Below are 24253 nucleotides of genomic sequence, written 5' to 3' on the forward strand. Positions count from 1 at the left end.
CTTGCAGCGGTCGGCGCTTCTGTTTCTGCCTGCGATGGTCTGATTGCAATCGAGGCGGGATGCTTTAGGCTGGCGCTAGTACAACAAGAATAGAGGCGTCCCATGAGCCCGAAGCTGAGCCAGTTGCGCAAGTTCGTCTCTCCGGAAATCATCTTCGGCGCCGGTTGCCGTCATCATGTCGCCAATTACGCCAAGACCTTTGGCGCGCGCAAGGTGCTGCTGGTCAGCGACCCAGGGGTGATCGCCGCCGGCTGGGTGGCTGATATCGAAGCCAGCCTGCAACAGCAGGCCATTGATTACTGCCTGTACACCGAGGTTTCGCCCAACCCTCGGGTTGAAGAGGTCATGGCCGGCGCCGAGCGCTACCGTAGCGAACAGTGCGATGTGATCGTCGCGGTCGGTGGCGGCAGCCCCATGGATTGCGCCAAGGGTATCGGCATCGTGGTTGCCCATGGTCGGCACATTCTCGAGTTCGAAGGGGTCGACACCATCCGCGTGCCGAGCCCGCCGTTGATCCTGATCCCGACCACTGCCGGTACCTCCGCCGACGTTTCCCAGTTCGTGATCATCTCCAACCAACAGGAACGCATGAAGTTTTCCATCGTCAGCAAGGCGGTGGTGCCGGATGTGTCGCTGATTGACCCGGAAACCACCCTGAGCATGGACCCGTTCCTCTCGGCCTGTACCGGCATCGACGCGCTGGTGCATGCCATTGAGGCGTTCGTCTCTACCGGACACGGGCCGCTGACCGACCCCCACGCGCTGGAGGCCATGCGCCTGATCAACGGCAACCTGGTGCAGATGATCGCCAACCCGGCCGACATCGCCCTGCGCGAGAAGATCATGCTCGGCAGCATGCAGGCGGGGCTGGCGTTCTCCAACGCCATTCTCGGTGCCGTGCATGCCATGTCCCACAGCCTGGGTGGCTTTCTCGACCTGCCCCATGGACTGTGCAACGCGGTACTGGTCGAGCATGTGGTGGCGTTCAATTACAGCGCCGCCCCCGAGCGCTTCAAGGTCATCGCGCAAACCCTCGGTATCGATTGCCGAGGCCTGAGTCACAAGCAGGTCAGCCAGCGCCTGGTCGAGCACCTGATTGCGCTCAAGCACGCCGTGGGCTTTCACGAAACCCTTGGCCTGCATGGCGTCGGCATGACCGACATTCCCTTTTTGTCCCAGCACGCCATGGACGACCCGTGCATCCTGACCAACCCACGCAGCTCCAGCCAGCGCGATGTCGAGGTGGTGTATGGCGAGGCCCTCTGAACCGGCGGGCGATGCCCTGGCCGGGCTGCTGGGGCTGAGCAATCACACCGTGCGCAAGAGCCACTACCCGGAACTGGCGGTGCGCCTTGAAGAGCTGGAAGCCGAACGCAATCGCTACAAGTGGCTGTTCGAGCATGCGGTACATGGCATCTTTCAGGCCAGTCTCGAGGATGGCATGCGGGCGGCCAATCCGGCGTTGGCGCGCATGCTGGGGTACCCGGACGCCCAGGCACTGGTGTTGTCGCGCAACGATCTGGCCAGCCATCTGTTCGCTGGTGGCCAGGATGAGCTACTGGCCATCGCTCAGGTGCTGCAGCGCGAGCAGGCGCTGATTGGCTATGAAACCCAGTTGCGCAGGCGTGATGGTAGCCGCATCGATGTACTGATGAACCTGTTGTTGCGTCCGGACGAAGAGGGGGTGGTCGAGGGCTTTGTCGCCGACATCACCGAGCGCAAGCTGGCCCAGGAGCGCCTGCAGCAACTCAACGACCAGCTCGAACAGCGGGTCGCCGAGCGCACCAATGAACTGATCGAAGCCCGTGATGCCGCCCAGGCGGCCAACCGCAGCAAGGACAAATACCTGGCAGCGGCCAGTCACGATCTGTTGCAACCACTTAATGCTGCACGGCTATTGATCTCGACCTTGCGCGAACGGCCTCTGCCCACGAGCGAGCAGCAACTGGTGGAGCGAGCGCATCAGGCCTTGGAGGGCGCCGAAGATCTGCTGACCGACCTGCTGGACATCTCCCGTCTGGATCAGGCGACGATCAAGCCGGACCTGGACCTGTACCGCCTGGATGAAGTGCTGGCGCCCTTGGCCTCGGAGTTCCAGCCGGTCGCCGAGGCCGCCGGGCTCAGCCTGCGCATGCGCAGCGCGCGCCTGGCAATACGCACCGACCTGCGCCTGCTCACGCGAATCCTGCGTAACTTCCTCAGCAATGCCTGCCGCTATACCGAGCATGGACGCATCCTGCTCGGTGCGCGGCGGCGCGGCGAATCCCTGCGTCTGGAAGTCTGGGACACTGGCCGGGGCATTGCCGCCGACCGTCTTGAATCGATCTTCCTTGAGTTCAACCAATTGGACGTCGGCCGCGCTGCCGACCGCAAAGGGGTGGGGTTGGGCCTGGCAATTGTCGAACGGATCGCGCGGATACTCGATTATCCGGTCAGGGTCCGCTCCTGGCCGGGGCGCGGCTCGGTGTTCAGTATCGACGTGCCGCTCTCGAACGAGGCGCCGAGCGAGGCACCCCTGTCGGCGCTGGCACAGCCCAGCGTGGGCGATCCGTTGCCCGGGCGCCGCCTGTTGGTGGTGGACAATGAATTGACTATTCAGCACAGCATGGCCGCACTGCTGCGCCAGTGGGGCTGTGAAGTGCTCACCGCCAGCGATTTTACCGGTGCTCTGGAGGTGCTCGAAGGCCGGGCGCCGGAGCTGATCCTGGCTGATTTTCATCTGGATCACGGCGTGACCGGCTGCGAAGTGGTGCGAGATTTACGCCGGCATTTCGCCCAGAGTATCTTTGCCGTGATGATCACCGCCGATCGCAGTGACCAGAGCCGTCGTGCCATGCAACGCCTGGGTGCGCCGTTGTTGAACAAGCCGGTGAAGCCGGGCAAGTTGCGTGCGGTATTGAGCCAGTTGCTGAGTTGAAAGGGATCTTTGTTACAAGGTTTTTGTCGGAGAGTTACCGTTTGTCCCCGGGAAAGCGCCTACGGCGCAGTTTTTTTGTTATAAACCAGCGCCGGGGGAGGGCCATTAGCGCCTTTTCGGTCAAATCCACCGTCATTTCTGTTGCCCAGTGTGAATCTCGGCCTTAGACTGCCGCCCCCTGTAAATTGAGTGCCGGATGGTGCTTGAAGAATTCCGCTGCTGGCGAGCTGTTCGCCAGGAGCACCCGATTCGCCTTAATGCACGTATTTTTTATAGAGAAATCAATGACAAAGGAAAAGTTGCTGGCCATGCCGGCCGATGACTACATGAACGCTGAGCAATTGGCTTTCTTCACCGATCTGCTGCAGTCGATGAAGGTCGAGACCCATGAGCGCATCGAGCAAAGCCGTGTAACCATCGAAAGCCTGGACACGCCTGCCGATCCTGCCGACGCCGCCTCGGTCGAAGAAGAGCGCCATTGGCTGGTCAACGCGATCGAGCGCGATCAGCGTCTGCTGCCACAGCTGGAAATGGCCCTGGGCCGGATTGCCGACGAAAGTTTCGGCTGGTGCGACGACAGTGGTGAGCCCATTGGCTTGAAACGCCTGCTGATCAGCCCGACCACCAAGTACTGCATCGAAGCTCAAGAGCGGCACGAGCAAATCGATAAGCACCAGCGTCAGGCCTGACCCGCGCAGGTGTCCGACAAAACCCCCGCAGAGCGATCTTCGGGGGTTTTGTTTTTCTTGCCCTGTATCAACAGCGGCAGTCTTACATCCAAGGAAGCATGGCTAATGGCCTAATAGTGGCGTTTAATGGCCGCACAACAAGATGTGTTGCGATGGAGCCAAAACATGATGCGAGAAGGATCTCTGCCCGGCGCCGTGGTTGAAGGGCAAGCTGCCCCGGACAATGATGTGCGCTGGTCAGACTCGGTTTTGCAGAGCCTGGTGCTGGCAGGGTTGCTGGCAGCCATGGCGTTTGCCGAGCTTTCGTTTTATATCTGCCTGCCCCTGGCCTTGCTGGCGCTGTGGTTGCCGCGCCTGCGCAAAGCCTCGGCCGTGCCGCAGATAACCAACGAGCCGTTGGCCGAGCTGACCCGCGACCTGTCCCGCACCACCAGCCACAACGCTTTGTCGGCAGCTGGCGTGGCGTTCTCGGTGCAACAACTGGCGGACAAGCTGCAATCGCAACTGAGCGCGGCAGCGCAGATTGTCAGTAGTGCCGAAGTGATGATCGGTACCGAGAAGGCTACTTCACAGTTGAGCCAGCAGGCCCTGGTCGCTGCCCGCAGCGCCCACGAAAGCAGCGCTGCCGGGCGTACGGTGCTGGCCGAGTCGATCCAGCGCATGCATCACCTGAGTTCACGGGCCACCGCCAGTCGCGAGTTGATCGAAGCCCTGCACCAGCGCAGCGAGGACATTGCCCGGGTCACCCTGGTGATCCAGACCATCGCCAGCCAGACCAACCTGCTGGCCTTGAACGCTGCGATCGAAGCGGCCAGGGCCGGTGACCATGGGCGCGGCTTTGCCGTGGTCGCCGACGAGGTGCGTGGGCTGGCTGGCCGTACTGCCAGCGCCACCGAAGAAGTCGGGCAGATGGTTGCCGACATTCAGCAACGTACGGCTCAGGTGGTCGAGCAGATCCGCGAGCTGTCGGATGACCTGCACAGCGGCGTGGACCAGGTCGAGCACACCGGGGAGCAACTGGACAGCATCGCCGGGCTGGCCGCCGGGGTCGAGCAGCAGATCGGCGAGATTGCCGAGGGCACCGAGACCAATCGGCTACAACTGGACAGCCTGTTCGAGGCGGTCGCGCGGATGCGCAGCGACCTGCAGGTCAGCGACCAGCAAACCCAGTGCCTGGCCCAGGCTGCCGTGCAACTGGAAGGGCAGGCTGAAAGCATCAGCGAGCGGCTGGCCGAGGTCGGCCTGGATGACTATCACCAGCGCGTTTACGACCTGGCCCGCCAAGGCGCACAGCAGATTGGCGCACAGTTCGAAAACGATATCGCTCAGGGCCGGATCAGCCTCGAAGACCTGTTTGATCGTCATTACCAGCAACTGCCGGGGACCTCACCGGCACGCTACCGGACCCGCTTCGATCAGTACACCGACCAGGTCCTGCCGACGATCCAGGAGCCGTTGCTCAAGCAGCATGAAGGCCTGGTGTTCGCCATAGCCTGCACCCAGCAGGGCTATGTGCCTACTCATAACAACGCCTTCAATCAGCCGTTGACCGGGGATCAGACCCTGGACACCGCGCACAACCGCAGCAAGCGCAAGTTCGACGACCGCACCGGTATTCGTTGCGGTAGCCATCAACAGGCGGTGTTGTTGCAAACCTATACCCGCGATACGGGCGAGCTGATGCACGACCTGTCGGTACCGATCCAGGTACAAGGCAGGCATTGGGGTGGTTTGCGCCTGGGCTACCGGCCTCAGCAGAACTGACAGGGCTTTGTTACCTGCGATGTAAAACAGCTGTGCACAGGCTAGCTTTTTTCACAGACGGGCAGGTCTTATCATGCGCACATCGTTAGGTTGCTAATAAATTCCGGAGGGAATGATGAATAGCCAAGTCGATGTGGCGGTAATGATTGGCAGCGGCGTGCCGACGGCGCTACAGGCACAGGGCAAGCGCGTGTGTTGGGTCGTGCTGGTCAACGGTGAGCGGCGCGGCACCGCATTTGCCTGCCGCAGTGAGGCCCAGGAGTGCCGTGCTGCCTGGCTGGAGCAGATGAGCACTGCGGGCCGGCCTGACGTCGCGCGTCAGGCCGGGTGAGGCCGGCAGGGTTCAGTTTTCAAGGTGGCGGGCCAGCGCGCAGGCTTCAGTATGCTCACGGCGAAAGCCTTTGACCCGACCGGTTGCCTGCTCGGTGATATGAAAGAAGCCGATGCCGGCGGGGACCACGACAAAGCGCGGCGGCCTGTTCAGGTTGTACCCAGCTGCATATTCCGTGTAGGAAACACCTCTAGCCTCTCGACGGAATTCAGTGTTTTCGTGCATATTCGCTTCCCTGTGTGCGGTGGATGATTTCCTGGGGTCTGCCCTGTCGAAGGGCTTGCTCTCATCTATCGCACTTTTGTTGCGATAGTGCTGTCAGAAAAAGCGTTTCCGATTAAGGAAATCCGCTGAAAATCTGCAAACGGGCCAAGGCTTGCAGCAATGGGTAAGTATTCCTGCACCTTGCTTTGCCTCTCTGCACAGACTTTTCACGCACTAATCTACTAGTCTTTCAGACTTCGAATTGAAGTACCGCTGCCTTGCGGGCGTCTCGTGGCCCGGTGGGGGAGTGGCGTGTAATCGGTTTTGAGGAATTCTTCTTTGGCAGTCAGCAATCTGGATACACACGCCCTGTTTGTTCTGGGCGACCTCAGGGCGAAACTGGTCAAACAGTTTCAATCGCGTTTTGTTTATGTCACCGAACAGAATGCGGAGGGCCTGTACATGGCCGAGATCGATACTGAAACCGCCTTGGTGGTGGATGACAAACAGCGCTTGGAGCTCAAGGTCGGTGATCATTTTCGCGCCGCCGTATTGCCCAGCCGTGAAGGTGGCAAGCTGGAGATTCGATTTCGCGAGATCAAGCTGACGGTGTACGGCCTGGGTGATTATGCCTTTGTCTCGGTACCGGAAGGCGAAGGCATCGTCTTCAAAGAAGGGCAGGGCGTAGCCTTGGTATTCGCCGCCCATGAGCAGTTGCAGGAGGGCCTGAGCAAGACCCTCAAAGCTGTGACCCGCAAGGTTGCCAAATGGCAGAAAGGTGAATTGACCACCTTCAAGGCCAGCGAGTGAGCGAGCCTGTCGAACGCCCCAGTCGTGCCGACTTCCATGTCCGGCACCAGGCGCAAGCAAGGGCTCTGGCCGAACAATGGCTATTGCAGCGCCCACAGATGCAGGCTGCCTGGTTCGATTGGGTGGCCACTGAGCTCTACAAACTGAGCCCGCCCGAGTATGCCGCTATGGTCCGCCGCGAGCTGCAGCAACTCAGCGGTTGATCCTGGGGTAGACCCTAGTTGCCCCGATCGCGGCCACTGCTGACTTCTTCAGGTACGTCATCGCCGGACATGCGTTTGCGAAACAATGCGGCGCGGGCCAGCAGCAGCGTGGTGACCGGCACGGTGATCGACAGCAGGATCGGGATCAGCCAGGCATGCAGCACCGGCGACTCCTTGAGCATCGAGAAGTACAGGATCGAGGCCAGGGCCACGCACCAGGCGCCCAGGGTCGATGCCAGCGCCGGTGGGTGCATGCGCTGAAAGAAGTCTTTCAGGCGAATCAGGCCGACGGCACCGCTCAGGGCGAACAGGCTGCTCAGCAACAACAACGCGGCGACCAGCATCTCTACCCAAAACGGCAGTTCATTGGCATTGATCATTCGATCACCTCGCCACGCAGGAGGAACTTGGCCAGGGCGAAGGAGCCGACAAAGCCGAACAGCGCGATCAGCAGCGCACCCTCGAAGTAGGTGTCGCTGGCGTAGCGGATGCCCAGCACCAGCATCATCAGCATGGCCAGGATGTACAGGTAATCCAGCGCCAGTACCCGGTCCTGGGCCGAGGGGCCGCGAAACAGCCGCACCAGGGTCAGGGCCATGGCCAGGGCGAAGATGAACAGGCTGGCGAGAATGGCATTGGCAAGCAGGCCAGTCATTCGAAAATCTCCATCAGCGGGCGTTCATAGGTGTGTTTGAAGTGCTCAATGAAGCGGGTCTCGTCGTCCAGGTCGAACACGTGCAGCAAGAGGATGCTGCGGTCCAGGGCCAGCTCCGACCAGATGGTCCCGGGGATCACCGTGGTGATCATCGATAACGCCGCCAGGCCGTGGGCGTCGCGCAGGTCCAGGGGAATATGCACGAACCGCGAGCGTGGTGGCCGGCGCTTGGCTGACCAGACGCCGCGGGCGACCTGCAGGTTGGACACCAGCACATCGACGCCAACCTGCAGGATCAAGCGCGCGATGGTGCCTGGATGACGTATGCGTACCGGCAGTGGCCGCAGTGGCGCCATCAGCAGCGGCGCGACGACGCCCAGCAAGGCACCCAGCAGCAGATTGCCGGGGCTGATCGACAGGTTCAGGACCAGCCACAGCAGCCACAGCGACAGGGACAGCAACGGGGCAGGGAACACACGCTTCATGGCTGCACCTCGCTACTGGCCGCCAGGGTGGTGGGCCCGGGCACTGGTCGGGTACCGAGTACGGCGCTGACGTATTGCTCAGGGTCCTGCAGGCCGGCCGCAGTGTCCTGGGTGTAGCGCAGCAATGGTTCGGCGCGCAGGCTGAGCAGCACGCACAGGCCCAGGAGCACCACGATGGGGATGCACTCATAACGGCGCAGCAACGGCGACGGGCGCTCCTGGGGGGTCCAGAAACGCTGGATGCCGACGCGGGTCAGGGCGATCAGCGAGGCCATGCCAGAGAGCACCAGCAATGCCACCAGCATCCAGCCGGCGACGCTCAGTGGTTGCTCTGGCGAGACACCCAAGCCTTGGGGATTGAATAGCGCACTGATCAGGCTGAGTTTGCCGATAAAGCCCGACAGCGGCGGCATGCCGATGATCAGCAGGGCGCAGGCGATGAAGCTCAGGCCCAGGAACGCCATGGTCCAGGGGATCACCTGGCCGATCACTGCCTTCTGTTCGTCATCGAGGTTGATGCCTTTGGGCGGGTGCAGCGATTCTACGCAGGAGGGCAGGCCGTCACCTTCATCGTCCAGGGGGATTTCGTTGGCCGAGCGCGAACGCTCGATCAGTTCGGCCAGCAGCAATAGCGCACACAGCGCCAGGGTCGAGCTGACCAGGTAGAACAACGCTGCTGCCGTCAGGGTCGCCTGGCCGAAGCCGATAGCCGCCAGCAGGGTGCCGGCCGAGACCAGGATGCTCAGGCTGGCCATGCGCTCCAGGCGCTGTGCCGCGAGTATCGACACCGCCGCGCAACCCAGGGTGGCCAGGCCGCCATAGATCAGCCAGTCGCCGCCAAAGAACGCCGAAGCACCAGCCTGGCCGGAGAACAGCAGCGTCCATAGACGCAGTACGGTGTAGAAACCGACCTTGGTCATGATCGCGAACAACGCAGCCACTGGCGCACTGGCTGACGAATAAGCCGGCACCAGCCAGAAGTTCAGCGGCCAGATCCCGGCCTTGGCCAGGAACGCCGTGGCCAGGATCGCCGCGCCGGCGTGCAGCAGGCCGCGATCAGCCTCCGGCACCAGCGGGATCTTCAGTGCCAGGTCGGCCATGTTCAGGGTACCGGTGACACCGTAGAGCATCGCCGCGCCAATCAGGAACAGCGATGAAGCCAGGAGGTTGATGGCGATGTAATGCAGCCCGGCCTTGACCCGGGCACGACCCGAACCGTGCAGGATCAGACCGTAGGACGCCGCCAGCAGGACCTCGAAAAACACGAACAGGTTGAACAGGTCGGCAGTGAGGAACGCCCCGTACAGGCCCATCAGTTGAATCTGGAACAAGGCGTGGAAGCTGGCGCCGGCGCGATCCCAGCGGGCCATGGCGAACACCAGGGCGCTGACCCCGACGATGCCGGTCAGCACCAGCATCAGGGCCGAAAGGCGGTCGACCACCAGCACGATGCCGAATGGCGCCGGCCAGTTGCCGGGCAGGTACACGCCAATCGAGCTGGCTTGCCCCTGGCCCTGCACCCACAGCAGCAGGGTGATGGCGATGCCCAAACCGAGCAGGCTGGAGATCAGGTTGATACGGGCCTTGAGCGGCCGGCGTTTTTCCCCGAGCAGCAACATCAGCGCCGCAGTCAGCAGCGGCAGCAGGATGGGCGCGACGATCAGTTGGTTCATCGCACTCATTCGTTAGGCTCCCGGCCATCGACGTGGTCGGTCCCGGTCAGGCCGCGGGAGGCTAGCAGCACCACCAGGAACAGCGCGGTCATGGCGAAGCTGATGACGATCGCGGTGAGCACCAGGGCCTGGGGCAGCGGGTCGGTGTAGTTGAGCAGGTCCTGGGGCACGCCGTCCTTGATGATCGGCTCCTTGCCGATGAACAGGCTGCCCATGCTGAAGATGAACAGGTTAACCCCGTACGACAGCAGGCACAGGCCCATCACCACCTGGAAGGTCCGTGGCCGCAGGATCAGCCAGACCCCGGAGGCGGCGAGCACACCGATGGCGATTGCAATGACTTCTTCCATCAGGCGGCTCCTGCTTGAGTGGGTTTCTGTTGGCTGCCCGGGCGATGACCGCGCACCGACTGGTGAGCCAGCGCGGTGAGGATCAGCAGGGTCGAACCGACCACCACGGTGAACACGCCGATATCGAAGAACAGCGCACTGGCCAGGTGGGTGTCACCCAGCAGTGGCAAGTGCAGGTGCGCGGTGTGAGTGGTCAGGAACGGGTAGCCCAGCAACATCGCCCCGACGCCGGTCAGGGTGGCGCACAGCAGGCCAGTGCCCATCCAGCGCAGCGGCCGCAAGCTCATCTGCGCCTCGACCCACTGGGTCCCGGCCACCATGTACTGAAGAATGAACGCCACCGACATCACCAGGCCGGCAACGAAGCCGCCACCTGGCTGGTTGTGGCCGCGCATGAACAGGTACATCGATACCACCAGGGCGATCGGCAGCAGCAGGCGCACCAGCGCCGCCGGCACCATCATGAAGCCCAGCGCGGTATCGGCCGCGTGGCGCGGGTTGACCAGGTCGGTGACCACGTCCGGTGCCAGCAGGCGCTGCTGGGCCGGCAACTGCATGCTTTCCTTGGGCGGGCGGAAGCGTCGCAGCAGGGCGAACACCGCCAGGGCCACGGCCACCAGTACGGTGATCTCGCCCAGGGTATCGAAACCGCGGAAGTCCACCAGCATGACGTTGACCACGTTGCTGCCGCCGCCCTCGGGCATGGCCCGGCTCAGGTAGAACGAGGAGATGTCGTTGGGGGTCGGGCGGGTCAGCATGGCGTAAGACAGCAATGCCATGCCGCCTCCCACGCCGATTGCCAGCAGCAGGTCGCGCAGACGGCGCAGCCGTGCACGTTCCTGGGTCCCCGGCAGCGGCGAGACGCCTTCGATTCGCCGAGGCAGCCAGCGCAGGCCGAGCAAGATCAGCACCGTGGTAACCACTTCGACCACCAGTTGGGTCAGGGCCAGGTCCGGTGCCGAGAACCAGACGAAGGTAATGCAGGTCATCAAACCGCAGACACTGACCATGGTCAGGGCCGCCAGACGATGATACTTGGCCTGCCAGGCGGCGCCCAGGGCGCAGGCGATGGCGATCAGCCAGAGCATGACGAACACCCCGGAGCCGGGAATCTTCGGCCGGTCGCCCCAGCTCAGGCCGCTGTGCAACATCGGCAGCAGGCCGGCCAACAGGGCGATCAGCACCAGCATGAACAGCTGCTTCTGCAGGCGCCGGGTGGTGAACACCCGTTCGAAGCGGCGAGCGGCTCGCATGATCAGCACCTGGCCGTGTTCGAACAGGCGCTTGCCATTGAATCGCTCGATCAGCGGTGGTGACGGGAAGCGCCCGAGCTTGAGCTGATTGCGCAGCAGCAGGTAGAGCACGATGCCGCCGCTCATGGCGATCAGGCTCATGATCAGCGGGGCATTCCAGCCGTGCCAGATGGCCAGGCTGTATTCGGGCAGGGTACCGCCAACCACCGGCAGCGCTGCGGCGGCCAGCAGCGGGCCGACCGACTGGGCCGGGAAGATCCCCACCAGCAAGCAGGTCATCACCAGCAACTCGACCGGCGCGCGCATCCAGCGCGGCGGCTCGTGGGGTGTGTGCGGCAGGTCGGTGGCCGGCGGGCCGAAGAAGACATCGACGGTAAAGCGCAAGGCATAGGCGACGCTGAAGGTACCGGCGAGGGTGGCGATTACCGGCAGGGCCGCTTCGACCCAGGCCGTGGCGCTGATGAACACGGTTTCGGCGAAGAACATCTCCTTGGACAGGAAGCCGTTCAACAGCGGCACCCCGGCCATCGAGGCGCTGGCCACCATGGCCAGGGTCGCGGTGAAGGGGATCAGCCGGAACAGGCCGCTGAGGCGGCGAATGTCACGGGTACCGCTTTCGTGGTCGATGATCCCCGCGGCCATGAACAGCGACGCCTTGAAGGTGGCGTGGTTGAGGATATGAAAGACCGCTGCGACCGCCGCCAACGGGCTGTTCAGGCCCAGCAGCAGGGTGATCAGGCCCAGGTGGCTGATGGTTGAATAGGCCAGCAGGCCCTTGAGGTCGTTCTGGAACATTGCCGTGAAGGCGCCGAGCACCAGGGTGGCGGCACCGGCACCGCTGACGATCCAGAACCACTCTTCGGTGCCGGAGAGCGCCGGCCACAGCCGCGCCAGCAGAAACACCCCGGCCTTGACCATGGTCGCCGAGTGCAGGTAGGCCGAGACCGGCGTGGGCGCCGCCATGGCATGGGGCAGCCAGAAGTGGAACGGAAACTGCGCGCTTTTGCTCAACGCGCCAAGCAGGATCAGGGGCAACAGGACGGGATACAGGGTATGGTGGCGAATCTGCTCGCCGGCAGCGAGGACCTTGTCCAGGTCGTAGCTGCCGACCACATGGCCGAGCAGCAATACCCCCGCCAGCAGGCATAGCCCGCCCGCACCGGTAACCATCAGGGCCATGTAGGCACCGCGCCGGGCGTCGGCGCGATGGTGCCAGTAGCCGATCAGCAGGAACGAGAACAGGCTGGTCAGTTCCCAGAAGAACACGACCTGGATCAGGTTGCCGGAGATCACCAGGCCGAGCATGGCACCCATGAACGCCAGGAAGAAGGCAAAGAAGCGTGGCACCGGGTCTTGCGGGGACATGTAGTAGCGTGCGTACAGCGACACCAGGGTACCGATGCCCAGCACCAGTAAAGAGAACAGCCAGGCGAAGCCGTCCATGCGCAGGACCAGGTTCAGGCCCAGGCTCGGCAGCCACAGGAATTCTTCTCGGATCACACCGCCATGGGCGATCTGCGGGTACATCAAAGCGACCTGGACAGTGCCCACCAGGGCGACCAGTCCGGCCAGCAGCGATTCGCTGTTGCGTGCGTTGTGCGGCAAGACAGCCGCCAGGCAGCTGCCGATAAACGGCAGAAGCAGTAGCACTATCAAGGACATAGATTTCTAATCTGCAGGAGTTTGTAAGGGATCATACGTGGCGACCGGTCGATCACCAACCCGCAAGCTGTCGCAGAATCCTACAAGAGCGCTGTATCAATCCTTTTTTTTATAACAGTTTTTTTCAAAGGATAGCCTGCATTTGCCGATCAGAGACCCGCTTCAGGTTCTTCGGCGTCAACCGCCAGGGACTGCTCTTCGCCACGGCGACGAAACTTCAGTTCGCTGACCACCACGGCGACGACAATCAGCAAACCACCGAGCAAGGCCACGCCCGGCAGGCGTTCGCCGGCGATGCGTCCGACGATGCCGGCCCATACCGGCTCACCGGCGTAGATCAGGGTGGCGCGGGTCGGCGAAACCGATTGCTGTGCCCAGTTCATCGCCACCTGGATCACCGCGCTCATCGCGCCCAGGCCCACGGCGCTGAGCAGCAACAGCCAGGAGAAGTCCGGCAGGCGTTCCTGGGTCGGTACCACCAGCATGAACGACAGCGCCGACGCGGTGGCCAGCTGCACCACGGTCACCCGGCGGACATCGACCTGGCCGGCATAACGGCTGATCAGAATGATTTCCGCGGCGATGGCCACGGCACTGACCAAGGTGGCGATTTCGCCGGGGCTGAACTGCAGCGAACCGCCGCCGGGGCCCGCCAGCAGCATCAGGCCGGCAAATGCCAGGCCAATGCCCAGGCTCGGCATCAGGCCGGGGCGGCGGCCCAGCACCAGCCATTGCAGCAAGGGCACGAAGGGCACGTACAGGGCGGTGATGAACGCCGACTGGCTGCTGCTGATGGTTTGCAGGCCCACGGTCTGCAGGCCGTAGCCGAGCATGATCGACACGCCGATCAACACCCCGGCCTTGAGTTCGGTGGCGGTCAGGCCGGGCAACGTACGGGCTGAGACCAGGCCGACGAACAAGGCGGCGGCGGCAAAGCGCAGGCCGACGAAAAACATCGGTCCGCTGACCGTCATCACGTTGTGTACCAGCAAGAAGGTGCCGCCCCAGAGCATGGTGATAAACACCAGCACCAGCTCGGCCTTGCTCAGCCGGAAGGAAACGGAAGGGCGTTCAGCAGCGTTCGTTGGAGTCATGGCCTTGCACACGGGAAAGGGTCGACGCACAATTGCGGCGAAAGTGGGCAGTATACTGCGCAACCCCTATTGATGAGCAATATAGTGCACAAAGATTCCAGTCAACGCGCTTCGGTGCTTCAGCACGTCAGCCAGAACATTCGTCGCCTGCGTCATGCTGGCGAAATGAGCCAGAGCACCCTGGCGCAAAAGTCTGGCGTCAGCCGCCGCATGCTGGTGGCTATCGAGGCCGGCGAGAAAAATGTCAGCCTGACCACGCTGGATCTGATCGCCCAAGCCCTGCAAGTCGCCTTCAGTGACTTGATCAAAGCGCCAGACAACCGCGACCCGAGCCGGATCAACGAACTGGCCTGGACCGGCGTGCATCCCGGCAGCAAGGCCGTGTTGCTGGCAAGCTCCGCTGCCAGCCGTGAAGTTGAACTCTGGGAGTGGCGCCTGGAGCCTGGCGAGGTCTACCCCTGCGAGCCCGATGCCGATGGCTGGAGCGAGCAGTTGTTCGTGTTCGAAGGTTGCCTGACCTTGCAGGTCGAGGGGCAACAACACCTGCTCAATGCCGGCGAGTTCTTCACTTTTGCCAGCAACCGCCGCTATGCCTATAGAAATGACGGTGAAGTGGCGACCCGCTTTGTGCGCAATGTGGTGATCTGAGCACGCAGCGGGTCGGCGCAGTTAGTGGTTGGCGCCGGTCAGATAGTCCTCGGTGGAGATCACCTGGGCGTAAGCGAAGGCCAGTGATGCCATGTAAGCGGCATGTACATGGGCTGCCGGAACCGTGACACCGTTGAACTCCAGAGCGCGGGTAGCGCAGGCATCGTGAACCACCGTGACGCCATAGCCGTAATCGGCAGCCGCGCGGCTGACGGCATCGATGCACATGTGGCTCATGCTGCCGATCACCGTGACGTTGCTGATTTGCCCGTCATCGAGCAGGTGCTTGAGCTCGGTACCCAAAAATGCATTGACCTTGTGCTTGAGTACCACCGGCTCACCGGCGCGGTTGGCCGCCTTGGGGTGAATCTGCGCGCCTTCGGAGCCCGGGGTGAAGAACGGTGCATCGCTGGACTCGAACTCGTGGCGCACGTGCACGACCAGATCGCCGCGGGCACGGGCGGTTGCAAGGATGCTGGCGGCATTGTCGGCCGCAGCATCGGCGCCATCCAGGGTCCATTTGCCGCCGGGGAAGTAATCGTTCTGGATGTCGATGACGATCAGTGCCTGTTTGCTCATCGTAAAAGCCTCGTGTCGAGAGTGGTTGTGGTGTGGCGATAGTTATAGGCTTGAGCGATGCGCTTGCGGATTGGCGCGAACGACAAATTGGCGGGAAAAACTGACAATGGCGACAGCGCGGGACACTCTGGAAATTGGCGTGCTGATGTATCCCGGTGCGCAGTTGGCTGCGGTCCATGGCCTGACCGACCTGTTTGCCGTGGCCAATCGCCTGTGCCATGAACTGGGAGCGCTGGACCGGCCGGTGTTGCGCGTAAGCCATTGGAGCGAGGGCGCTGATCAACAGTTGCAGGTTTCATTCGACACCCATCCGGGCATTGCTCATCAACTTCGCGCGATGGTCATTCCGCCGAGCCTGACCCAGGCCCCGTCGCCGGAATTGCTCGCGCGCTACCGTGGCAGTCTGCGTCAATGGCATGGCGATGGTGCGTTGCTGGTGTCGGTCTGCGTCGGGGTGTTCTTCATCGCCGCCAGCGGCTTGCTCGATGGGCGCCCGGCGACCACTCACTGGAATTTTGCCCAATCACTGGCCGAGCGTTTTCCCCGGGTTCAGGTAGAAGCCAACCTGCCGCTGCTTGATGATGGCGACATTATTACCTCGGCCGGCTTGATGGCCTGGACCGACCTGGGCCTCAAGCTGGTAGAGCGTTACCTGGGTGAGACCCTGGCTGCGCAAACCGCGCGTTTTCTTGCGGTGCAGCGGGTCAGCGGCGAGCAGCGCCCCGGCAGTGTTTTCAGCCCACGGCTGGATCACGGCGACGAGGCGGTGCTCAAGGTCCAGCACTGGTTGCAGGGCAGCGGCGCGCGCGACGTGTCGCTGGCGACCATGGCTGATTGTGCCGGCCTTGAGCCGCGCACCTTCCTGCGTCGCTTTCGCAGTGCTACCGGCCTCAAGCCAACCGAGTACTGCCAGCAGGTGCGGGTGGGGCGGGCTTGCCGAATGCTCGAGTTCACCAACCGATCCATCGACCAGATCGCCTGGGGCGTCGGTTATCAGGATCCGGGCGCCTTTCGCAAAGTGTTCTTCAAAGTCACCGGGTTTGCCCCCAGTGATTACCGGCGACGCCTCTGCGCGCCTGGAGGCTGATCCTACTTTGGTACGGGGCCGGCTGCGCAATGGGTGTTTTGCTGCTTATTATTGCGCGCAAACAAGACGGAGAAGCCGATGAGCGCGCAACGAGAAAACCTGGCGAGCGATGTCCTGATCATCGGCGGTGGCTTGAGTGGCGCCATGCTGGCTGCCCAGTTATTGCGTCAACCGGGGCAACGCCGCGTATTGATCGTCGAGCCGCGCCGCGAGCTGGGCCGTGGTGAAGCCTACAGCGCCACACACCTGGGCCACACGCTCAATGGCAATGCCGCGCGCATGAGTGTCGATCCGGACAACGCCGATGACCTGACCGCCTGGCTCGGCCACTTTATTGCAGCGGGCGGTTGGCCGGAGTCAGCCGAGCAGCAGGTACCCGTGGCTGAGCTGTTTGCGCCGCGCGGGCTGTTTGGCGTCTATGCGCGCCAGCGCCTGGCCGAAGCCGAGGCGATCGGTTCACAACAGGGCTCGAAACTTGAGCATGTGCAGGCCGAAGCGCTTGACCTGACAGTGGGCGAGCAGGGCGTCAGCGTCAGTCTGGCCGACGGGCGCACCTTGCGCGCAACCAGGGCTGTGCTGGCCACCGGCATGTTTGCGGCGGCGCGTACCACGCGGCTCAGCGACAATGCATTGAACACCGCAGCGGTCGATCCCTGGGACATTCAGGCCATGCAGTCGATTGACGCCGATGGCCGGGTGGTCATCATCGGTTCCGGTTTGACCATGGTCGATGCCGTAGTGTCGCTGCAGGCGGCCGGGCATCGTGGGCTGATCGAGGTGTTCTCCCGCCACGGCCTTTTGCCCCATGAACGCCGGCAACCGCCGGCCTGGGAAGATTTTCTGGCAACTGACCCGACGCTGCGCAGTCCCTTGCAATTGTTACGAGCCTTGCGCGGGCAATGCCGAACCGCCCAACAACAGGGGATCGACTGGCAGGCACCGCTCGATACCGTGCGTGTGCATATCGCCAGGCTCTGGAGCCAGGCCAGCGAGCGTCACAAGCGCCAGTTCGTACGCCACGTCCGACCCTGGTGGGAAAGCCATCATCATCGTTCGCCGCCTCAGGGCGCGGCATTGCTGGCGCGCCTGGTCGAAGAAGGGCGTTTGCGTATCCATGCGGCATCACTGCAGGGAGTCGAAATCGGTGTCGACGGGCAGCCTGTGGTAACGCTGCGTTTTCGCGGGCAAGCGCTGGTCGAACGGCTAACGGCTGCCGCGTTGATCAACTCCACCGGTATCGAATACGACTGGCGCCGGGTTGCCCGCTCGTTGCCGCAGAACCTGCTGCAGCGCCGCCTGGTCCAGCCAGGGCCTCTGGCCCTTGGGATCGCTGCCGACGAGGGAGGGGCGGTGCTCGATGCCGAAGGGCAGGTAAGCCGTCGCCTGTTTGCCATGGGGCCACCCTTGCGCGGCCTATGGTGGGAGAGCACGGCGGTCACCGATGTCGCCTTGCAAGCCAAGGCGCTGGCGCTGCGTTTGGCAGGGGCTGGCGACTAGTCGCTACGTTCGGGGCCAGGCTCGAGCAATTGTGGGCCCGGGCCCTGTTCGCCAAGTTGATCGTCACAGTTGCGCAACGGGCAGCTTTGCAGTGACATGCAGCCGCAACCAATACAGCCGTCGAGCTGGTCCCGCAGCACCAGCAGCGTGTCGATGCGCCGGGTCAGGTCCTGGCGCCATTGCTCCGACAGCCGCTGCCAATCCTTCACACTGGGTGCGCGTCCCACCGGTAACGTTTGTAGTGCCGCATGAATGGTTGCCAGGGGAATGCCCAGGCGCTGGGCCATCTTGATGACCGCTACGCGGCGCAGGGTCTCGCGTGGATAGCGCCGTTGGTTGCCGGCGCTACGGGTGCTGTGAATCAAGCCCTTGCTTTCATAGAAGTGCAGGGCCGTCACGGCAACGCCACTGCGCGCGGACAATTGGCCGACACTGAGGGCGCTCGGGGCTGAATCGGGCATCGCGGAATTTCTCTTGACCTCTAGTTAACTCGAGGTTTTACCCTGCCTGCCATCACACCGCAAGTGCAACGGCAGAGGGAGCATGTCCATGCTGGTTTCAGACAACAGCCTGTGTTTTACCCAGATGATCGAGTTCGAAGTCGCGCCGTCTCGCCAACGCGCCCTGGCTCAGGCGCTGGTGGTGCGCAGCGAGCGCCTGGCCGAGCAACACAGCGGCCTGATAACGGCCAGTATCCAGGCCAGCGATGATGGCAGCAGGGTCTTGCAATACTTGCAATGGCAGTCGCGAACCGCTTGGGAAGCTGCTGTCAGCAGTTTCGAACAGGAGCCTTTTTTGCAGTTGATACGTCAGCACCAGGCCAGGAGTGTCAACTTCAATACCTTCCATACCCTCAGCAGCCTGGCCCGCGGCCCCGAACATGGGCTGCACTGCCAACTGCCGATGGCGTCAGGAATACCAGGGTGAATGGTGTGGGTAGCGATCGAGGCGGGCGCCAATGACCATCTCACTGATCCAGGCGCTGAGTATCGAGCTGTAGGCCTTTTGGCTGCGGTCGCTGGAGAGCGCGTGATCGGCGCCATCGACAATCCTGTGGGTCAGCGAATGGGCGCTGACGAACGCTGAGCGGTAGCTCATCAAGGTGCTGTGTGGCACAAAATCGTCTTGTTCCGACTCTACCAGCAGCACGTCACCGGCAAATTCGGCGCAGACTCCCAGTGCACGGTTGTCAGCCGGGCCCAGAGCACGTTGACGGTAGTCGCTAAGACGTTGACGGTTGAGCGCTTGCTTGGGCACGTCCCATTCAGTGTCCCAGTACAACGCCGGTACCCTTAACGCCAGCCATTTGACCGGCCGCAATGCCGTCAGCAGGGTCGCCAGGTAACCCCCGTAGCTGCTGCCGATCAGGGCGATGGCGCTGGTATCGACCGCCGGGTGACTGACCAGCCGATCGTAGGCGGCGACCAGATCAGCCAGGTTCTGCTCGCGGGTAACGCTCAGGCGCTGGCTTTCGGTTTTCTCGTGGCCACGCAAGTCAAAGGTCATGCACACGCAACCCAGCCCGGTGATCTGCTTGGCCCTGGCCAGGTCGCGTTGCTGGCTGCCGCCCCAGCCGTGCACAAAAAGGATCCCGGGAACCTTGGCGCCGGGGCTGACGATGGTCCCGGCAATACTTTCACCATCAACCGGGATTTCAATCGGTTCGCTATGGATGGTCATAGTCGCGGATCCGGGCGTATTTGCAGACGCTTCCGATTTCACTGTCGTCCCCCTGATAAAAAACGGTGGCATCGGCGGGCAGTTCAGGCGCGTCAAAGGCTTCGTGGGTCGAGGCGCGTACCCGTGTCAATGCCGGGTCGGCGGCAAACGCCTGCAGCGCCAGAACCTCGGCACTGCTGGCACCGCCGATGCGCCAGGACTGTTCGAGTACGCCGCTGCGCAGCTTGCCCTGGCTGTTCAGGCCGCGCGCGACGTCATAGTTGCGCCGTGAAGCGATAAAACCGGGGAAGGCCTGCAATGCAGCCTGTTCGTAGGTCCTGGCCTGGGTGATGGCCAGGCGCAGGTGATCCTCCAGCGCCAGTTGCAGCAGGGCGTCATAGTCTCCGCGCACCAGTACCAGGTCGGAACCACCGTAGATGTCTGCACCCTGGTGGTCGCGGGTCAACTGCTGGGTACCGTAGTAACTGCAAAGGATGCCGGCGACCAGCGCCTGACCGACACTGAAGGTTTGCACCTCGCTCAGGTTTTCTTCCAGGGTCAGCCCCCAGAGGGCGATCTCCTGCGCATCCATGCTGGTCAGCGCGCGTTCCAGCTCCTTCATGTTGTTGACCACCGTTTGCCCGCGCCCCGCGGTCGCGCGCACCGGTTTCAGGCGCAGGGGCCCTTCACGCAAGAGCAGCTCGGCGGCCCGAATCGCATCGTCCAGGCTGAATACGCTATAGCCCCGTAACAGCGCGTCGCTGGCCAGACGTGCAAAATCATCGGTCCAGCCCAGCGGAAAGCGTGCATCGGCGGGCAGCGGATGGGAGATCGCCTTGGTGGCCATGTAGGGCTGGCTGACCAGGCCCCCATACAGATCCGTAGGTGCACTGATGCCCATCGCCCGATAGCGCGCAAGGCCAATCAAGGTTTCGGTGGGCAGGTAGTAGAAGTTCTCCTTGGCCGTGGGCGGCTGTGCGGGTGTTACCACCTCGGTGTGAAATAGCTGCGCGAGCCGTTCGGCGAGCTTCAGGTGCACGCTGTGCTCGTGCGCGGGTGTGGTTTGACGCGTATCCAGCAGCACTACGCCTTGCTTGCGGTCGGTTGAGCGGAGCATGGGCAGGTCCTCTGCGGGGTTCAGGAGGCGTGCTGCAGGGCATCGCTGGTTTTGGCGCGCGAGCCACCGGCGCGCTTACCGCCGCCAGACTGCTTGTCGGGGTAGTTGGCTTTACTTCCCAGTGGCATGGCGATTTCTCCTGTGCGGGGCTCTACTGATTGTGAAGTCCTTTAGCGGCAGAAGTTCAGCAGCGGTGATTAGCGGATCCGATATTTGTTATATAAGTATAATTATTAATAATTTATTGTTCTAACCAGGGCTGGTGCAGTATGGGATCGCACTTTACCTACACGGATTTAGGAAGCGCCTGCTTTGCACGGCGACAACAACCCGAGAGCCATGCCGTCATGAATAATCTTCCGCTGTATTTCGACTACGCCGCCACGACACCGGTCGACGAGCGAGTCATCCAGGCAATGGTCGAGTGCCTGGGCGTTTCCGGCACTTTCGGCAACCCGGCGTCCAGCTCCCACTGCTATGGGCAGAGCGCCCGTGCGGCCGTGGAGCGTGCCCGGGCACAGGTTGCCGGGCTTGTCGGCGCGCAAGCCGAGCAGATCATCTGGACGTCGGGGGCCACCGAATCGAACAACCTGGCGCTCAAGGGCCTTGCCCAGGGGCGCCGGGGTGGCCATATCATTACCAGTCAGATCGAACACAAGGCGGTGCTCGACACGGTGCGTCAGCTGGAACAGGACGGGTTCGCCCTGACCTTGCTGACGCCCGATGACCAGGGCCTGATCAGCCCGCAAGCACTGCGCAACGCGTTGCGCGAAGACACCTTCCTGGTGTCGTTGATGTTGGTGAACAACGAACTGGGGACCGTCAACGACATCCCCGCGTTAGCCGAGGTGGTTCGCCAGCATGGTGCACTGCTGCATGTTGACGCTGCCCAGGGGGCGGGCAAGCTACCGATCGACCTGGCGTGCTGGCAGGTGGACCTGATGTCTTTTTCTGCACACAAGGTCTATGGCCCCAAAGGCATTGGCGCCCTTTACGTCGGCGAGCGTGCCAGGCCCTTGTTACAGGCGCAGATCCATGGCGGCGGGCATGAGGGCGGCTTGCGCTCAGGCACCCTGGCGACCCATCAGATCGTTGGCATGGGCGAGGCCTTTGCCGTGGCCGGGGCGCTTTTCGTTGAGGAAACCGCACGCATCCGCCAACTGCAGCAACGCTTGCTGGAACAGCTATTGACGGTGCCGGGGGTTCAGCTCAATGGCAGTGTCAGGCAGCGAATCGCCCACACCCTGAGCCTGACCTTCAGCGCTGAGTGTCCCGACTTCGCGCAATTGGCCCGAACCCTGGCATTCTCCTCGACTTCCGCCTGCAACTCGGCGGCCAATGCTGCTTCCCATGTGCTGCTTGCGCTGGGGCTTGCCCCGCAAGCAGCGCGCCAGACCATTCGCTTGAGCCTGGGGCGCTATACCCAGGCGCAGGATATTGATGAGGCGGTTCGGGCAATAAAGGCCTCGTTACACTCACAACCCTTCTGGGCGGTTGCCCATGGCTGAAGGCTGATCCATTATCTGCGCCAACAACAATGGATATCGTGGTAGCAGGAGTCAGCATGAGCACACAGTCTTCAACGCAGGGAGCGGTGAATACGCGTCTGGCACGTATTCGTGAAGTGATGCAGCGCGAGGGGGTCGATGCCTTGCTGGTGCCGTCGGCTGACCCGCATCTTTCCGAGTACCTGCCCGGGTACTGGCAGGCCAGGCAATGGTTGTCCGGTTTCCACGGTTCGGTCGGTACCCTGATCGTTACCGCTGATTTCGCCGGTGTGTGGGCGGATAGCCGTTACTGGGAGCAAGCCGAGAAGGAGCTGGCGGGCAGCACTATCGAGCTGGTGAAACTGCAGCCGGGTAAACCTGGTCCACTGGAATGGTTGGCCGATCAGGCTCCGGAAGGTGGTGCGGTAGCGGTGGATGGCGCAGTAATGGCGCTGGCATCGGCGCGTCAGCTGGGTGAGCGGCTCAAGGCTCGCAATGTGCGCTTGCTGACCGAGAAGGACTTGCTGGCAGAGGTCTGGGATGACCGGCCGGCATTGCCCGGCAACCCGGTGTATCAGCATTTGCCACCCGAGGCCAGCATCAGCCGTGCCGAGAAGTTGGCCAACCTGCGCCTGACCCTGCGCGAACGCGCTGCCGATTGGCACTTCATCGCCACCCTGGACGACATTGCCTGGTTGTTCAACCTGCGCGGCAGTGACGTTTCCTATAACCCGGTGTTCGTCTCCTTCGCCTTGATCAGCCAGAACCAGGCAACCCTGTTCGTTGCCTTGAGTAAGGTCGACGAGCACTTGCGTCATGTGCTGGAAGTCGATGGCATCACCTTGCGCGACTATGCGCAGGTGACTCAGGCGCTGGCCGCGATTCCCGCCGGTGAAAGCCTGTTGGTCGACCCGGCCCGGGTTACCAGTGGTTTGTTGGCCAATACCACCCCTGGGGTTCGCCTGATCGAAGGGTTGAATCCGACCACGTTGTCGAAGTCGCAGAAAAGCGAGGTCGACCTTGAGCACATTCGCCAGGTCATGGCGCAGGACGGCGCGGCGCTGTGCGAATTCTTCGCCTGGTTTGAAGCGGCCCAGGCGCGTGCAGAGCCGCTCACAGAGTTGACGGTGGATGAACAGCTCAGCGCCGCGCGCGCGCGTCGTCCCGGGTTCGTCTCGCTGAGCTTCTCGACCATCGCCGCCTTCAATGCCAATGGCGCCATGCCGCATTACCGGGCAACCGAAGCGTCTCATGCGCGTATCGAAGGCAATGGCCTGCTACTGATCGATTCCGGCGGACAGTATCTTGGTGGCACTACTGACATTACCCGCATGGTCCCCATCGGTGAGCCCAGTACTGAACAGAAGCAGGATTGCACCCGAGTGCTCAAGGGCGTCATTGCATTGTCGCGGGCGCGTTTTCCGCGGGGCATCCCATCACCGCTGCTCGATGCCATTGCCCGGGCGCCGATCTGGGCTGACCAGGTCGATTACGGTCATGGCACGGGGCATGGCGTCGGCTATTTCATGAATGTGCATGAAGGGCCGCAGGTCATCGCCTATCAGGCGGCCGCGGCGCCACAGACGGCGATGCAAGCAGGGATGATCTCCTCGATCGAACCGGGTACCTATCGCCCGGGCGAGTGGGGCGTACGTATCGAGAACCTGGTGTTCAACCGTGAGGTGGGTAAAAGCGCGTTCGGTGATTTTCTGGAGTTTGAAACCCTGACCCTGTGCCCCATTGATACCCGCTGCCTGCTGCCGGATCGGCTGAGCGCCGAGGAGCGTGCTTGGCTCAATCATTACCACGCACAGGTTCGTGAGCGCCTCGAACCCTTGCTGGATGGTGCGGCCTTGAAGTGGCTGCAGGTTCGAACCGGGCCGATCTAAGTTCAGAGCTCACGCACCAACAAAAAGGGCAGCCTGCGGGCTGCCCTTGTTATTGGATCAGGTTACTTGCAGATGACGATCATGCTGCGACTGGTGTAGCCGGTCGGATTGAGGCCAAACGGGTAGTCACCAGGTTCGGCGTCGCCGTCACCTGAGCGGGCAATCACCTTGTAGCCTTTGCTGCCGCAAGAGGCGTCGGC

Annotated in this window: 26 protein-coding genes (1 of these 26 only partly in view); 13 read left to right on the forward strand and 13 right to left on the reverse strand. The window is 62.6% G+C overall.

All coding sequences use genetic code 11. The features are described 5' to 3' along the window. The first annotated feature begins 102 nt into the window (after nt 1-102). The 5 genes from ercA to BV82_RS09465 all read left to right on the forward strand — a co-directional run bounded on the left by ercA (nt 103) and on the right by BV82_RS09465 (nt 5701). Nucleotides 103-1266, forward strand: a complete 1164-nt coding sequence (gene ercA / locus BV82_RS09445) for an alcohol dehydrogenase-like regulatory protein ErcA (protein WP_010224321.1) — start codon at nt 103-105, stop codon at nt 1264-1266. Further along, nucleotides 1250-2917, forward strand: coding sequence for a PAS domain-containing hybrid sensor histidine kinase/response regulator (locus tag BV82_RS09450; RefSeq protein WP_036994443.1), 1668 nt, complete (start codon nt 1250-1252; stop codon nt 2915-2917). Before ercA ends, BV82_RS09450 begins: the two co-directional genes overlap by 17 nt. Nucleotides 2918-3201: 284 nt before the next feature. Next, nucleotides 3202-3606: a TraR/DksA family transcriptional regulator gene (locus tag BV82_RS09455; protein ID WP_010224318.1), complete on the forward strand. Its 405-nt coding sequence runs from the start codon at nt 3202-3204 to the stop codon at nt 3604-3606. A 543-nt stretch (nt 3607-4149) separates the two neighbouring features. Then, nucleotides 4150-5370, forward strand: coding sequence for a methyl-accepting chemotaxis protein (locus BV82_RS09460; protein WP_374045272.1), 1221 nt, complete (start codon nt 4150-4152; stop codon nt 5368-5370). 115 nt (nt 5371-5485) lie between these two features. Further along, a complete protein-coding gene (locus BV82_RS09465) occupies nt 5486-5701 on the forward strand; it encodes a hypothetical protein (RefSeq protein WP_036994445.1) in 216 nt (71 codons plus the stop codon). Between the two features lie 12 nt (nt 5702-5713). On the opposite strand, the gene BV82_RS09470 is transcribed toward BV82_RS09465, so the two are convergent. Further along, nucleotides 5714-5926 (reverse strand): hypothetical protein, encoded by a 213-nt coding sequence (locus tag BV82_RS09470; protein WP_036994446.1) that lies wholly within the window; start codon nt 5924-5926, stop codon nt 5714-5716. 318 nt (nt 5927-6244) lie between these two features. Between BV82_RS09470 and BV82_RS09475 the strand changes: the two genes are divergently transcribed. After that, on the forward strand, nt 6245-6715 hold the full coding sequence (locus BV82_RS09475) for a hypothetical protein (protein WP_010224310.1): 471 nt from the start codon (nt 6245-6247) through the stop codon (nt 6713-6715). Beyond that, nucleotides 6712-6918 (forward strand): hypothetical protein, encoded by a 207-nt coding sequence (locus BV82_RS09480; RefSeq protein WP_010224308.1) that lies wholly within the window; start codon nt 6712-6714, stop codon nt 6916-6918. Before BV82_RS09475 ends, BV82_RS09480 begins: the two co-directional genes overlap by 4 nt. 14 nt (nt 6919-6932) lie before the next feature. On the opposite strand, the gene BV82_RS09485 is transcribed toward BV82_RS09480, so the two are convergent. From BV82_RS09485 to BV82_RS09515, 7 genes are all read right to left on the reverse strand, one after another. Next, nucleotides 6933-7298: a Na+/H+ antiporter subunit G gene (locus BV82_RS09485; protein ID WP_036994447.1), complete on the reverse strand. Its 366-nt coding sequence runs from the start codon at nt 7296-7298 to the stop codon at nt 6933-6935. Then, a complete protein-coding gene (locus BV82_RS09490) occupies nt 7295-7573 on the reverse strand; it encodes a K+/H+ antiporter subunit F (protein ID WP_010224304.1) in 279 nt (92 codons plus the stop codon). The genes BV82_RS09485 and BV82_RS09490 overlap by 4 nt, the downstream gene beginning before the upstream one ends. Continuing rightward, nucleotides 7570-8058, reverse strand: a complete 489-nt coding sequence (locus BV82_RS09495) for a Na+/H+ antiporter subunit E (RefSeq protein ID WP_036994448.1) — start codon at nt 8056-8058, stop codon at nt 7570-7572. The genes BV82_RS09490 and BV82_RS09495 overlap by 4 nt, the downstream gene beginning before the upstream one ends. Continuing rightward, nucleotides 8055-9740: a monovalent cation/H+ antiporter subunit D gene (locus tag BV82_RS09500; protein WP_036994449.1), complete on the reverse strand. Its 1686-nt coding sequence runs from the start codon at nt 9738-9740 to the stop codon at nt 8055-8057. The genes BV82_RS09495 and BV82_RS09500 overlap by 4 nt, the downstream gene beginning before the upstream one ends. Continuing rightward, nucleotides 9737-10081: a Na+/H+ antiporter subunit C gene (locus BV82_RS09505; protein WP_010224297.1), complete on the reverse strand. Its 345-nt coding sequence runs from the start codon at nt 10079-10081 to the stop codon at nt 9737-9739. Before BV82_RS09505 ends, BV82_RS09500 begins: the two co-directional genes overlap by 4 nt. Beyond that, nucleotides 10081-12996: a monovalent cation/H+ antiporter subunit A gene (locus BV82_RS09510; RefSeq protein WP_036994450.1), complete on the reverse strand. Its 2916-nt coding sequence runs from the start codon at nt 12994-12996 to the stop codon at nt 10081-10083. The genes BV82_RS09505 and BV82_RS09510 overlap by 1 nt, the downstream gene beginning before the upstream one ends. Before the next feature lie 149 nt (nt 12997-13145). Then, nucleotides 13146-14090, reverse strand: coding sequence for a DMT family transporter (locus BV82_RS09515; protein ID WP_036994452.1), 945 nt, complete (start codon nt 14088-14090; stop codon nt 13146-13148). Nucleotides 14091-14174: 84 nt separating this feature from the next. Here BV82_RS09515 and BV82_RS09520 point away from each other — a divergent pair, with 84 nt between their 5' ends. After that, the gene (locus BV82_RS09520; RefSeq protein ID WP_010224293.1) at nt 14175-14738 is read left to right on the forward strand and encodes a helix-turn-helix domain-containing protein; all 564 of its coding nucleotides are present in this window, start codon (nt 14175-14177) and stop codon (nt 14736-14738) included. Between the two features lie 21 nt (nt 14739-14759). On the opposite strand, the gene BV82_RS09525 is transcribed toward BV82_RS09520, so the two are convergent. Further along, nucleotides 14760-15317: a cysteine hydrolase family protein gene (locus BV82_RS09525; protein WP_036994453.1), complete on the reverse strand. Its 558-nt coding sequence runs from the start codon at nt 15315-15317 to the stop codon at nt 14760-14762. A 106-nt stretch (nt 15318-15423) separates the two neighbouring features. Between BV82_RS09525 and BV82_RS09530 the strand changes: the two genes are divergently transcribed. Next, a complete protein-coding gene (locus tag BV82_RS09530; protein ID WP_010224290.1) occupies nt 15424-16404 on the forward strand; it encodes a GlxA family transcriptional regulator in 981 nt (326 codons plus the stop codon). A gap of 78 nt (nt 16405-16482) precedes the next feature. Beyond that, on the forward strand, nt 16483-17901 hold the full coding sequence (locus BV82_RS09535; protein WP_010224289.1) for an FAD/NAD(P)-binding protein: 1419 nt from the start codon (nt 16483-16485) through the stop codon (nt 17899-17901). Here the strand turns inward: BV82_RS09535 and soxR are convergent. Continuing rightward, nucleotides 17898-18362 carry a redox-sensitive transcriptional activator SoxR gene (gene soxR / locus BV82_RS09540; protein WP_036994454.1) on the reverse strand — a complete coding sequence of 155 codons (465 nt, stop codon included), beginning with the start codon at nt 18360-18362 and terminating at the stop codon, nt 17898-17900. The two genes, BV82_RS09535 and soxR, sit on opposite strands and share 4 nt — an antisense overlap. Nucleotides 18363-18450: 88 nt before the next feature. Here soxR and BV82_RS09545 point away from each other — a divergent pair, with 88 nt between their 5' ends. Further along, entirely contained in the window at nt 18451-18828 is a 378-nt protein-coding gene (locus tag BV82_RS09545; RefSeq protein ID WP_010224287.1) for an antibiotic biosynthesis monooxygenase, read from the forward strand. On the opposite strand, the gene BV82_RS09550 is transcribed toward BV82_RS09545, so the two are convergent. Further along, a complete protein-coding gene (locus BV82_RS09550; RefSeq protein WP_010224286.1) occupies nt 18811-19581 on the reverse strand; it encodes an alpha/beta hydrolase family protein in 771 nt (256 codons plus the stop codon). The genes BV82_RS09545 and BV82_RS09550 overlap by 18 nt on opposite strands. After that, nucleotides 19568-20683 carry a DUF3182 family protein gene (locus tag BV82_RS09555; protein WP_036994455.1) on the reverse strand — a complete coding sequence of 372 codons (1116 nt, stop codon included), beginning with the start codon at nt 20681-20683 and terminating at the stop codon, nt 19568-19570. The genes BV82_RS09550 and BV82_RS09555 overlap by 14 nt, the downstream gene beginning before the upstream one ends. Nucleotides 20684-21024: 341 nt before the next feature. Here BV82_RS09555 and BV82_RS09560 point away from each other — a divergent pair, with 341 nt between their 5' ends. Both BV82_RS09560 and BV82_RS09565 read left to right on the forward strand, forming a co-directional pair. After that, entirely contained in the window at nt 21025-22185 is a 1161-nt protein-coding gene (locus BV82_RS09560) for an aminotransferase class V-fold PLP-dependent enzyme (RefSeq protein ID WP_036994456.1), read from the forward strand. 56 nt (nt 22186-22241) lie between these two features. Beyond that, the gene (locus BV82_RS09565; protein WP_036994457.1) at nt 22242-24053 is read left to right on the forward strand and encodes an aminopeptidase P family protein; all 1812 of its coding nucleotides are present in this window, start codon (nt 22242-22244) and stop codon (nt 24051-24053) included. A 62-nt stretch (nt 24054-24115) separates the two neighbouring features. Here BV82_RS09565 and BV82_RS09570 read toward each other — a convergent pair whose 3' ends face one another. Continuing rightward, nucleotides 24116-24253, reverse strand: partial view of a hypothetical protein gene (locus BV82_RS09570; protein WP_036994458.1) — the 3' end only. It continues 144 nt past the right edge of the window; the window shows 138 of its 282 coding nt (coding positions 145-282); the start codon falls outside the window, past its right edge — the gene reads right to left on this strand; it ends in the stop codon at nt 24116-24118.

It is taken from the genome of Pseudomonas donghuensis (genome assembly GCF_000696345.2).
GTDB classification, from domain to species: Bacteria; Pseudomonadota; Gammaproteobacteria; order Pseudomonadales; family Pseudomonadaceae; genus Aquipseudomonas; species Aquipseudomonas donghuensis.